This window comes from Pseudomonas sp. 7SR1 (genome assembly GCF_900156465.1).
In the GTDB taxonomy this organism is placed as follows: domain Bacteria; phylum Pseudomonadota; class Gammaproteobacteria; order Pseudomonadales; family Pseudomonadaceae; genus Aquipseudomonas.
Genome location: NZ_LT707064.1, coordinates 1,483,971 through 1,495,995 on the forward strand (window position 1 = coordinate 1,483,971; position 12,025 = coordinate 1,495,995).

Annotated in this window: 11 protein-coding genes; 6 read left to right on the plus strand and 5 right to left on the minus strand. The window is 62.6% G+C overall.

The annotated features are described in order from the left end of the window. Positions 1-27: 27 nt before the first annotated feature. A complete protein-coding gene (gene def / locus BW992_RS06725; RefSeq protein ID WP_072398190.1) occupies positions 28-534 on the minus strand; it encodes a peptide deformylase in 507 nt (168 codons plus the stop codon). Positions 535-712: 178 nt separating this feature from the next. Between def and BW992_RS06730 the strand changes: the two genes are divergently transcribed. The 3 genes from BW992_RS06730 (at position 713) to BW992_RS06740 (ending at position 3,551) form a co-directional block, all read left to right on the plus strand. Beyond that, positions 713-1,738, plus strand: a complete 1,026-nt coding sequence (locus BW992_RS06730; protein ID WP_076405842.1) for a LysM peptidoglycan-binding domain-containing protein — start codon at positions 713-715, stop codon at positions 1,736-1,738. A gap of 80 nt (positions 1,739-1,818) precedes the next feature. Continuing rightward, complete coding sequence (dprA, locus tag BW992_RS06735) at positions 1,819-2,919, plus strand: DNA-processing protein DprA (protein ID WP_072398194.1); 1,101 nt, start codon at positions 1,819-1,821, stop codon at positions 2,917-2,919. A gap of 74 nt (positions 2,920-2,993) precedes the next feature. Next, complete coding sequence (locus tag BW992_RS06740) at positions 2,994-3,551, plus strand: L-threonylcarbamoyladenylate synthase (RefSeq protein WP_014335849.1); 558 nt, start codon at positions 2,994-2,996, stop codon at positions 3,549-3,551. Positions 3,552-3,708: 157 nt separating this feature from the next. On the opposite strand, the gene BW992_RS06745 is transcribed toward BW992_RS06740, so the two are convergent. Beyond that, on the minus strand, positions 3,709-4,686 hold the full coding sequence (locus tag BW992_RS06745; RefSeq protein WP_072398196.1) for an NADPH:quinone reductase: 978 nt from the start codon (positions 4,684-4,686) through the stop codon (positions 3,709-3,711). Positions 4,687-4,850: 164 nt separating this feature from the next. On the opposite strand from BW992_RS06745, the gene hemF reads away from it, so the two are divergent. Next, positions 4,851-5,765, plus strand: coding sequence for an oxygen-dependent coproporphyrinogen oxidase (hemF, locus tag BW992_RS06750; RefSeq protein ID WP_072398198.1), 915 nt, complete (start codon positions 4,851-4,853; stop codon positions 5,763-5,765). A 13-nt stretch (positions 5,766-5,778) separates the two neighbouring features. Further along, positions 5,779-6,600, plus strand: coding sequence for a shikimate dehydrogenase (gene aroE / locus BW992_RS06755; protein WP_076405844.1), 822 nt, complete (start codon positions 5,779-5,781; stop codon positions 6,598-6,600). A gap of 128 nt (positions 6,601-6,728) precedes the next feature. On the opposite strand, the gene BW992_RS06760 is transcribed toward aroE, so the two are convergent. The 3 genes from BW992_RS06760 to betC form a co-directional block, all read right to left on the minus strand. Beyond that, positions 6,729-8,297, minus strand: a complete 1,569-nt coding sequence (locus BW992_RS06760) for a SulP family inorganic anion transporter (RefSeq protein ID WP_072398202.1) — start codon at positions 8,295-8,297, stop codon at positions 6,729-6,731. A gap of 200 nt (positions 8,298-8,497) precedes the next feature. Beyond that, a complete protein-coding gene (choX, locus tag BW992_RS06765) occupies positions 8,498-9,418 on the minus strand; it encodes a choline ABC transporter substrate-binding protein (protein ID WP_072398204.1) in 921 nt (306 codons plus the stop codon). A gap of 15 nt (positions 9,419-9,433) precedes the next feature. Beyond that, on the minus strand, positions 9,434-10,948 hold the full coding sequence (gene betC, locus BW992_RS06770; RefSeq protein WP_072398229.1) for a choline-sulfatase: 1,515 nt from the start codon (positions 10,946-10,948) through the stop codon (positions 9,434-9,436). 114 nt (positions 10,949-11,062) lie between these two features. On the opposite strand from betC, the gene BW992_RS06775 reads away from it, so the two are divergent. Beyond that, entirely contained in the window at positions 11,063-12,013 is a 951-nt protein-coding gene (locus tag BW992_RS06775) for a choline sulfate utilization transcriptional regulator (protein ID WP_072431298.1), read from the plus strand. Positions 12,014-12,025: the final 12 nt, after the last annotated feature.

Below are 12,025 nucleotides of genomic sequence, written 5' to 3' on the forward strand. Positions count from 1 at the left end.
GCCGCGGCAAGCCTTTGAAGGGGGGCATCAAGCATTCTGGCGATGGATCTTTTCCAGTTTTTTCTTGATCCGGTCACGCTTGAGCGTAGACAGATAATCCACGAACAGCTTGCCGTTGAGATGGTCGCATTCGTGCTGGATGCACACCGCCAGCAAGCCTTCGGCGATCAGTTCGTACGGCTTGCCGTCACGGTCCAGGGCCTTGATCCTGACCTTCTGCGGGCGGTCGACGTTTTCGTAGAAGCCTGGGACCGAGAGGCAACCTTCCTGGTACTGCTCCATCTCGTCGGTGAGGGTTTCGAACTCCGGATTGATGAACACCCGCGGCTCGCTGCGGTCTTCGGAGAGGTCCATCACCACGATACGCTTGTGTACGTTGACCTGGGTCGCGGCGAGGCCGATGCCTGGCGCTTCATACATTGTTTCAAACATGTCATCGACCAACTGGCGCACTTCGTCGTCCACTACGGCCACCGGTTTGGCGATAGTGCGCAGGCGCGGATCGGGAAACTCGAGAATGTTCAAAATGGCCATAAGCTTGATAAATGCACGTGTGAGGTAAAGTCGGGTGGCTGGCCTGGCGTGTCTTGGGATGCAGGCTACCGTTGTAAAACGTCGCTCTTGGAGCTGCCCTGAAACGCAGCAGCCCACGGAGCGAGCCATGGGGGCTCTGGCGTTTTACGCGAACGCACATGATAAAGGGATTCACCGCATGAGGAAATCACTACTCGCCCTGCTCCTTCTGGCCTCGGCCGGCATCGCGCACGGGCAAGTGCAACTTAGGGAAGGTTTTCCGCAGCAATACACAGTGGTGCCGGGGGACACGCTGTGGGACATTTCCGGCAAATACCTGCGCGAGCCCTGGAAATGGCCCGAGCTCTGGCAGGCCAACCCGCAGGTCGAAAACCCGAACCTGATCTACCCCGGCGACACCCTGTCGCTGGTCTACGTCAACGGCCAGCCCCGATTGACCCTCAGCCGCGGCGCCTCGCGGGGCACCATCAAGCTGTCGCCGCGCGTGCGCAGCTCGCCGGTGGCCGATGCCATCCCCAGCATACCGCTGCAAGCCATCAACAGCTTCCTGCTGAGCAACCGCATCATCGACAGCGCCGAGGACTTCGACAAGGCCCCCTACGTGGTCGCGGGCGACGCCGAACGGGTCCTCAGCGGCATGGGCGACCGGATCTTCGCCCGCGGCACGTTCGATGCAAACCAGTCGGCGTACGGCATCTTCCGTCAGGGCAAGGTCTACACCGATCCCGAAACCAAGGAATTCCTGGGCATCAATGCCGACGACATCGGCGGCGGTGAAGTGGTCGCCACCGAAGGCGACGTCACCACCCTGGCCCTGCAACGCACCACCCAGGAAGTTCGTCTCGGCGATCGTCTGTTCAGCGGCGAAGAACGGGCCATCAACTCCACCTTCATGCCCAGCGCACCGAAGTCGCAGATCGACGGACTGATCCTCGACGTGCCCCGGGGCGTGACCCAGATCGGCGCCCTGGATGTGGTGACCCTGAACAAGGGTCGCCGCGACGGCCTGGCCGAAGGCAACGTCCTGGCGGTGATGAAGACCGGGGAAACCGTACGCGACCGCATCACCGGCGAACCGGTGAAGATTCCCGACGAAAGGGCCGGCCTGCTGATGGTTTTCCGCACCTACGACAAGCTCAGCTATGGCCTGGTGCTGTATGCCTCGCGGTCGCTGGCGATCCTCGACAAGGTGCGCAATCCATAACGGGTCTCACAAGTTACCAACAGAGTTATCCACAGCTTGTTCCCGTTTGTTCGGGGCTAATAACGATCAAGGATGATCCGATGTCATTGCCTGAATTCGCTTCGGTTTCCCCGGCGGAACTGGAAGCTCGCCTACGCCTGCACCGCTTGCCGGAGCTTGGGCCCAGACGTTTCATGACCCTGATGGAGGCCTTCGGTTCGGCCTCCAGCGCCGTCAGCGCGCCGGCCAGCGCGTGGCGTGCGCTGGGGTTGCCCATGGCCTGTGCCGAGGCGCGCCGCAACCCGGATGTACGCGATGGCGCCGCCCATGCATTGGCCTGGCTGGAGCGCGCGGGCCAGCATTTATTGATGTGGGACCAGCCTGAGTACCCGGCATTGCTGGCGCAGATCAGCGATGCGCCACCGCTGCTCTTCGCCGCCGGCGACCCCGGGATCCTGGAAAAACCGCAACTGGCCATGGTCGGCAGTCGTCGCGCCTCGCGGCCGGGCATGGATACCGCGGCGGCCTTTTCCCGGAGCCTGGCCAGCGCCGGCTTCGTCATTACCAGCGGGCTGGCCCTGGGTATCGATGCGGCGGCCCATCAAGCGGCGCTGGACGTCGGAGGGCAGACCGTCGGCGTGCTGGGCACCGGGCTGGAAAATTTTTATCCACAGCGCAATCGTCGGCTGGCCGACGCCATGATTGCCCAAGGCAGCGCAGTGCTTTCGGAATTCCCACTGGACGCTCCACCCCATGCCGGCAACTTTCCACGTCGCAACCGGATCATCAGCGGCCTGTCCCTCGGCGTGCTGGTGGTGGAGGCCAGTGTCGCCAGCGGTTCACTGATCACCGCACGGCTCGCCGCGGAACAGGGCCGCGAGGTCTATGCCATTCCAGGGTCGATCCATCACCCGGGCGCGCGGGGCTGTCACCAATTGATCCGCGACGGAGCGGCGCTGGTGGAAACCGTCGAGCATATCCTCGAAGCCTTGCGGGGCTGGCAGCGTCTCCCGTCGACCTGGGAGCCGGTCGCCTCGGCGCACCCGCTGTTGCGCCTGCTCCACGCCGCGCCGCTTACCAGCGAGGCCCTGGCCGATGCCAGCGGCTGGGCATTGCCCAAAGTGCTGGCGGCACTGACCGAACTGGAGATGCAAGGGCTGGCCGTGTGTGACAACGGACGCTGGCTTGCGCGGGCCGGTTAGGTTTACCTGCTGGGTTTTATGGGGAAGATCGGTAAACTGCACGCAGCCTTAATTGTGTGTTGCGGAGAACTTTCATGGTCAACAGTTGGCGTGTGCAACAAGCCGCGCGAGAAATTCGCGCCGGGGCGGTGATTGCCTATCCAACCGAAGCGGTCTGGGGCCTGGGCTGCGATCCGTGGAACGAGGAGGCGGTGGAGCGCCTGCTGGCGATCAAGTCGCGGCTGCCCGACAAGGGCCTGATCCTGGTGGCCGATAACATCCACCAGTTCGATTTCCTGTTCGAAGACTTCCCCGAAACCTGGATGGACCGCATGGCCAGCACCTGGCCGGGGCCCAATACGTGGCTGGTACCTCACCAGAACCTGCTGCCGGAATGGATTACCGGCGTGCACGACACGGTAGCCCTGCGGGTCAGCGATCACCCCACCGTACGAGACCTGTGCTCGCTGGTCGGGCCGCTGGTGTCCACCTCGGCCAACCCTCAGGGTCGCCCGGCGGCGCGCACGCGGATTCGTGTCGAGCAGTACTTCCGTGGGCAGATCGACCTGGTACTCGGCGGCAACCTGGGTGGGCGCAAGAACCCCAGCGTGATTCGCGACCTGGCGACAGGGAAGGTCGTGCGCCCGGACTGAGGCGGGATACAAATTCTGCATCCTGCACAGAACCCCCTGTGGGAGCGAGCTTGCTCGCAATAGCGTCAGGCCAGCCAACATTGAAGTCGACTGATACGCCGCCATCGCGAGCAGGCTCGCTCCCACAGGTTCTGCAGGACACCTTCGTCCGTGTAGCTCAAGGCAGGAGGATGGTCGACCCCGTCGTCCGCCGCGCCGACAGTTCGGTCTGGGCCTTGGCCGCTTCCGCCAGCGGATACCGCTGGTTGATATCCACCGTGAGCTTGCCGCTGCTGATCATCCCGAACAGTTCGTCGGCCATGCGCTGCAGGTTTTCGGCGTTGTTGGCGTAGGTTGCCAGGGTCGGGCGGGTGACATACAGCGAGCCTTTGGCCGAGAGGATCCCCAGGTTCACACCGTCCACCGCACCCGAAGCGTTGCCGAAGCTCACCACCAGGCCACGGGGAGCGACGCAGTCCAGGGAGGTCAGCCAGGTGTCCTTGCCCACCCCGTCGTACACCACCGGGACTTTCTTGCCGTCAGTCAATTCCAGCACACGCTGTACGACGTTTTCCTTGCTGTAATCGATGGTTTCCCAGGCGCCATGGGCCTTGGCGACAGCGGCTTTTTCCGGCGAGCTGACGGTACCGATCAACTTCACGCCCAGGGCCTTGGCCCATTGGCAGGCCAGGGAACCCACGCCCCCGGCGGCGGCATGGAACAGGATGGTTTCGCCCGCCTTGATTTCATAGGTCTGGCGCAGCAGGTACTGCACGGTCAGGCCCTTGAGCATCACGCCGGCGGCCTGTTCGAAACCGATGGATTCGGGCAGATGCACCAGGTTGGCTTCGGGCAATACATGCACATCGCTGTAGGCGCCCAGCGGACCGCTGCCATAGGCCACCCGGTCGCCCACCTTGAATCGCGTGACAGCACTGCCGACCGCTTCCACCACACCCGCCCCTTCGGAACCCAACCCCGAAGGCAACGCCGGTGGTGGGTAGAGGCCGCTGCGGTAGTAGGTGTCGATGAAATTCAGGCCGATCGCCCGATTGCTGACGCGCACCTGCTGCGGCCCCGGCTCGGCAGGCTGGTAGTCCACGTACTCGAGTACCTCGGGACCGCCGTGGGAACTGAACTGGATACGTTTGGCCATCTTCACTTTCTCCTTGTCGCGGGCTTTTTACCAAGCCTGCTATCGGACTCCTAAGCCTGGCCTTCGTCAACTGTGGCGTTGCCGAACGCGATGTTATCCTGTGCGCCCATTTGCCACCCGGCCCGTCGTACGCCGCGTAGCCCAGCCCTGATCAAGGTGATGTCATGACCACTCGCACCGAGGCCGTGAAAGCCTATCTGCTCGACCTGCAAGACCGTATCTGTGCCGCCCTGGAGACCGAGGACGGCGGCACTCGTTTCGTCGAAGACGCCTGGGCCCGGCCTGCCGGTGGTGGCGGTCGTACGCGGGTGATTGAAAACGGTACGGTGATCGAAAAGGGCGGCGTCAACTTTTCCCACGTCTTTGGCAGCGGCCTCCCACCGTCGGCCAGCGCCCACCGGCCGGAACTGGCCGGGCGCGGTTTCGAGGCACTGGGGGTGTCGCTGGTCATCCACCCCCACAACCCCCATGTACCGACCTCCCACGCCAACGTGCGTTTCTTCATCGCCGAAAAGGAAGGCGAAGAGCCGGTCTGGTGGTTCGGCGGCGGCTTCGACCTGACGCCTTACTACGGTGTGGAAGAAGACTGCGTGCATTGGCACCGTGTGGCCGAGCAAGCCTGCGCCCCGTTCGGCCCGGAGGTCTATCCGCGCTACAAGGCCTGGTGCGATAGCTATTTCCACCTCAAGCACCGGAACGAACCCCGGGGCATCGGCGGCCTGTTCTTCGACGACCTCAACGAGTGGGATTTCGACACCTGCTTCGCGTTCATCCGCGCCATCGGCGACGCCTACATCGATGCCTACCTGCCCATCGTGCGCCGCCGCAAACATGATCCCTTCACTGCCAAGCAGCGCGAATTTCAGGAGTTCCGCCGTGGACGCTACGTGGAATTCAACCTGGTCTACGACCGCGGCACCCTGTTCGGGCTGCAATCGGGCGGCCGGACCGAATCGATCCTGATGTCCCTGCCACCACAGGTGCGCTGGGGCTACGACTGGAAAGCCGAACCGGGCAGCGAAGAGGCGCGGCTGACCGAGTACTTCCTGCAGGATCGTGATTGGCTGGCGACAGCCTGAACGGGGAACGACCATGGACCGCTACGTTGTAATGGGTAACCCGATCGGCCACAGCAAGTCGCCGTTGATCCATCGCCTGTTTGCCGAGCAGACCGGACAGACGCTGGACTACAGCACCCTTCTGGCCCCCCTGGACGATTTTGCCGGTTGCGCACGGGAATTTTTCCGCGAAGGTCGCGGGGCGAATGTCACGGTACCGTTCAAGGAAGACGCCTTCCGACTGGCCGACAGCCTGACCGAGCGGGCGCAGCGGGCCGGGGCGGTCAACACCCTGAGCAAGCTGGACGACGGCCGCCTGCTGGGCGACAACACCGATGGTGCCGGGCTGGTGCGGGACCTCACCGTCAACGCCGGCTTCAGCCTCAAGGGCAAGCGCATCCTGTTGCTGGGCGCGGGCGGGGCCGTGCGTGGTGCCCTGGAACCGCTGCTGGCCGAAGCGCCGGCCTCGGTGATCATCGCCAACCGCACGGTGGAAAAAGCCGAATTGCTGGCGGAGCTGTTCGCTGACCTGGGCCCCGTCTCGGCCAGTGGCTTCGATTGGCTGCGAGAGCCGGTGGACCTGATCATCAATGCGACGTCTGCAAGCCTGTCCGGAGACGTACCGCCGATTGCCGCAAGCCTGATCGAACCCGGCAAGACCTTCTGCTACGACATGATGTATGGCAAGGAGCCGACTTCGTTCTGCCGTTGGGCCCGTGAGCAAGGCGCGGCGGTGGCGATGGATGGCCTGGGGATGCTGGCCGAACAGGCCGGCGAAGCGTTTTTTCTGTGGCGCGGGATACGCCCGGACACGGCGCCGGTACTGGCGGAGCTGCGCCGCCAGTTGGCCCTGTAGGCTTTTGGCTTGTGGCGAGGGGATTTATCCCCGTTGGAGTGCGAAACAGTCCAAAAAAAGCGGAGCGATGCGACGTTCCGCTAAATCCCCTTCCACAGGCGTATGGGCCTTGAGCTCTCTGCGCGCCTTCAGTCTTCGAAGAGAATCGGGCAGTGCTGCGGCCCCTCCAGCTTCATCAACTCCTCCACCACATGGGGCCTGGCCTTGCGCAAGGTCAGGCGGCGTCCCTGGGTGCGCAGCCGGCGGGCTTCCTGATGGAGCATTTCCACCCCGGAATAATCGATGAAGTTGATCTGCTGGGCATCGATCACCACCTGTTGCGCCTGCAAACGTTGCAGGCGTACCTGCAGGTAATGGCTGGCCCCGAAAAAGATCGAACCACCGACCCGCAGGATATCGGCGTCCCCTTCGCGGGAGTGCTGCACTCGGGGCTGCGAGGTGCGCTTGAGGTAAAAAAACAGCGAGGCCAACACACCGGCATAGATGGCGGTCTGCAGCTCCAGCAGCAAGGTGGCCAGGCACGTCAGGCCCATCACCATGAATTCGGAGCGGCTTACCCGGTACAACGCCCGGATGCCACGATGGTCCACCAATCCCCAGGCAATCAGCAGAATGCTGCCGGCCATGGCCGGAATAGGGATGTGCGAGATCAGCTTCGCACCGGCCACCGCGAACAAGGCCACCCACAATGCCGAGAACACCCCGGCCAGGGGCGAACAGGCCCCCGCTTCATAACTGAGGCCGGAGCGAGTGAAGGAACCGGCCGACAACGAGCCGGAAAAGAAACCTCCCACGATATTGGAAAGGCCCTGGGCCCTGACTTCCTGGTTCGCATCGAGCAATTGCCCGGAGCGTACCGACAGCGAACGGGCAATGGACAAACTGGTCACCAACCCCAGCATGCCCACCGCAACGGCCCCGGGTAGCAGACGCAGTATCAGCTCCAGGTCCAGCGGCAGCGGCGTGAAGGGCGGCAGGCGCCCGACAAAGGCACTGACCAGCGCCACATGCCCGAACATCGTCGGCCACAGCCAGACCACCAGACTGCTGATGACCAGGGTTATCAACAGGCTCGGCCAGCGCGGCAGCAGCCGCTTGAGCACCACACCCAGCACCAGTGTTGCCAAACCCAGCAGCAAGGAAGGTTTATCCACAGCCTGGATATGGCTGAGCAACATCAACAGGCCCTTCAGCGCCGTGGCTTCGTTCGGCAGGTCCAGGCCCAGCAGGTTGGGCAATTGCCCAAGGGCGATGACCACCGCCGCGCCCAGGGTGAAACCCAGCACCACCGAGTGCGAAACGAAATTCACCAGGGCGCCGAAACGCAACAGCCCCAGCAACCATTGGAAAATGCCCGCCAGTACCGTCAGCAGCAGGATCAGGGTGATGTAGTCCTGGGAAGCCGGCACGGCCAGAGGGCTGACGCTGGCGTACAAGACGATGGAGATCGCCGCCGTAGGCCCGCAGATCAGGTGCCACGACGATCCCCACAGGCAGGCGATCAGCACCGGCACGATGGCCGCGTACAAACCGTACTCCGGGGGCAAGCCGGCAATCAGGGCGTAGGCGATGGATTGCGGCAACGCGAGAATCGCACCGCTCAGGCCGACGATCAGGTCGCGGCCGACACTCTGGCGGGTCTGCCGGGGCAGCCAGCTCAGGAAGGGAAAGAGTGAATGGCGCGTGGGGATTGCCATGGGGCCTCAGGGATGGGGTTTGGCGAAAGAGTAACAGGACAGCGCGCCGCTCTCTCTGTGAAGGTCATATCTGTGGCGAGAGGATTTAACCCGCTGGGTTGCGAAACCTCCCCGATCGGTTGGCGCCATCCCTGGCACGCTGGGGGGCTTCAGGGCTGCTTCGCAGTCCAACGGTGATAAACCCCCGCCACAGGCCGGCCTTACAGCTTGGCTTTCACCGCCGCCAGCGCATCCTTGCCATCCAGGGTCTTCACGCCGTCCAGCCATTTGTCCAGCACCGCCGGGTTGGCCTTGATCCAGGCCTTGGCCGCTTCGGCGTTGCTGACCTTGTTGTTCACCACGTCGGCCATGATGCTGTTTTCCATTTCCTGGGTGAAACTCAGGTTGGTCAACAGCTTGCCAACGTTCGGGCAGGCCTGTGCATAACCCTTGCGGGTCAGGGTATAGACACTGCCTGTCTCGCCGAAATATTTCTCGCCACCCTTGAGGTAATGCATCTTGAGCTGCACGTTCATGGGGTGCGGCGTCCAGCCGAGGAAAGTCACGAATTTCTGTTTCTTCACGGCCCGGGACACTTCCGCCAGCATCGCCTGTTCGCTGGACTCCACCAGTTTCCACTCGCCCATGCCGAAATCATTGGTCTTGATGATTTCCTTCAAGGACAGGTTGGCCGGGGCGCCAGAACCGATGCCGTAGATTTTCTTGTCGAACTTGTCGGCAAATTTGTTCAGGTCGGCAAAGTTATGCACACCTGCATCCCACACGTAATCCGGAACCGCCAGGGTGAACTCGGTGCCGTCCAGGTTCTTGGCCAACTGCGTGACATCGCCCGTGGCCACGAACTTGTCATAGAAGCCCTGCTGCGCCGGCATCCAGTTACCCAGGAAGACGTCGACCTGACCGTCCTTGAGGCCGCCGAAGGTGATCGGCACCGCCAGGGTATCCACTCTGGGCTTGTATCCCATGCCGTCCAGCAGCAAACCGGTAATGGCGTTGGTCGCCGCGATATCGCTCCAGCCCGGGTCGGCCATCTTCACCGTTTCGCAGCTCTGCTCGGCCCACGCCGAAGCACTGCTCAACGCCAACAGCCCGGCGGTCAGTACTGTGGATAACTTTTGCATGTGCTTCCCCTTACGTTATTGGTTTTGGCAGGGTTGTGGATAACGGGCCTTGCGCTCCAGATCGTCGAGGTCGATGTGATTGCGCATGTACTGCTGGCTGGCGTCCACCAGCGGCTGGTGATCCCAGCTCTTGAGTTTGCCCAGGGTCAGCGCCTGGGCGACGAAACGACGGCGCCGCTGACTGGCGAGCACCTGTCGATGAATGCCTGGGATGTCCCACTTGGCTCGCGCTTCGGCGAGAAAATCGGCGAATAGCTGCTGGTGATCCGGCGATTGGCTGAGATCCTCCAGTTCCCTGGGATCGTTTCGAACATTGAACAGCAGGCACGGGTCGTCTTCGCTGTAGATGAATTTCCACGGACCACGACGGATCATCATCAAGGGACTGATGGTGCCTTCGGCCATGTATTCACCGAACACTTCATCGTGCCCGCCCTGCCCTTGCAGGTGCGGCACCAGCGACCGGCCATCCAGGGGCAGGCCCGGCTCCAGGGTGCCGCCGGCCAGTTCCACCAGGGTCGGCAGCAGATCGGCAGTGGACACCGCCGCGCCGACGCGACCGCTGGCGAATTGGCCAGGCGCACTGATCAGCAGCGGCACACGAGCGGCCATCTCGAACCAGTGCATTTTGTACCAGAGGCCTTTCTCACCGAGCATGTCCCCGTGATCGCCGGAGAAGATGATGATGGTGTCGTCCATCAGGCCGGTATCCTCCAGGGTCTGCAGCAGCTTGCCGATGTTGCTGTCGATGTAGCTGCACGCACCGAAGTAGGCACGACGGGCATCGCGAATCTTATCCACAGGCAGGGGCTTGTCCCACAGATCATAGACTTTCAACAGGCGCTGGGAATGCGGGTCGAGCTCGCTTTGCGCCGGCGTGTGGGGCAGCGGGATGTCCTTGTCTTCATACAGGTCCCAGAAGGTCTTGGGAATCGTGTACGGGTCATGGGGGTGGGTCATCGACACGGTCAGGCAGAACGGCTGGTCGCCGTCCTCGCGGATGTGGTCGAACAGATACTGCTGGGCCTTGAAGACCACCTCTTCATCGAAGTCCAGCTGATTGGTTCGTACGCAAGGCCCGGCCTGCAACACCGAAGACATGTTGTGGTACCAGCTCGGCCGCACGTCCGGTTCGTCCCAGTTCACGGCCCAGCCGTAGTCGGCGGGGTAGATATCACTGGTCAGGCGTTCTTCGTAGCCGTGCAACTGGTCGGGTCCGCAAAAGTGCATCTTGCCGGACAGCGCCGTGCGATAGCCCAGGCGTCGCAGGTAATGGGCATAAGTCGGGACATCAGCGGGAAAATCCGCCGCGTTGTCGTAGGCGCCGATCTTGCTGGGTAACTGGCCGCTCACCAGGGTAAAGCGCGACGGTGCACACAGCGGGCTGTTGCAATACGCGGCGTCGAATACCACGCCCTGGTCGGCCAGGCGTGACAGGTTTGGCAGCTTGATCGGCGAAGAGCCATAGATCGGCAACATTGGCGCGGCCATCTGATCGGCCATGATGAAAAGAATGTTCTTGCGCTTCATGTGTTCGCGGCATTCCATAGTGAGCGGTTATGGGAAATTGCTGCGATCGAGCATGTGCCCCGTGTCTGTTACGGTAAAGCCCATGCAGAACAATGACTAGGATAAGCACAGCTTATGTATGACGCCTTGGGTGACCTGTCCCTGGACCTGTTCCGTGCCTTTGAAGCCGCGGCTCGCCAACGCAGCTTCACGGCGGCGGCCGTCGAGCTGGGGACCACGCAGCCGGCCATCAGCCAGCAGATCAAGCGCCTTGAAGAACAGCTGGGCACGCGCCTGTTCGACCGGATCTATCGCGGGATCGAGCTGACCGAGGCCGGCACGATCCTGTTCGAACAAGTGCAGGCGGGGCTGCAGAACATCGACGAGGGACTCAACGCCATCACCGCTCAACGCCAGCACGAAGTGCTGCAGGTGGCCACGGACTTCGCTTTCGCGGCCTATTGGCTGATGCCGCGCCTGCACCGTTTCCATGCGGCCAACCCACAGGTGGATGTCAGCCTGGTGACCAGCGAGCGTAACCACAACATGCTGCGTACCGATATCGACGTTGCTGTGCTGTTTGGCGACGGTCGCTTTAAACAAGGCGAAAGTCGCTGGTTGTTCAGCGAAGAAGTATTTCCGGTGTGCAGCCCGCTGCTGCTCAAGGAACGTCCCCTGCCCTTGTCCGCCCAGGCGTTGTCCGAGCTGCCCTTGCTGCACTTGCGAGGCAGTAACAGCAGCAACTGGTTCGACTGGAGCGGCGTGTTCCGGGAACTGGGCATCACCTCGCCACCGGCCCCCGGGCAACTGCGTTTCGACAACTACACCCTGCTGATCCAGGCGGCGATTGGCGGCCAGGGCGTCGCCATTGGCTGGCGGCACCTTGTGGATAACTTATTGGCCCAAGGCCTGCTCTGTCGTCCGATTACCGAGACGGTGCTGTCGCGGCTGGGGTACTACGTCGTCTTGCCCCAGCGCAAAAGACGCGGCGTCCTGATCAAGCAGTTCGTGGACTGGCTGATGGAAGAACAGGCCAACAGTGGCGAGTCGCTTACCGGCTTGCCATTACCGTCGATTGCCGTCTGAGTGGCCAGGGCG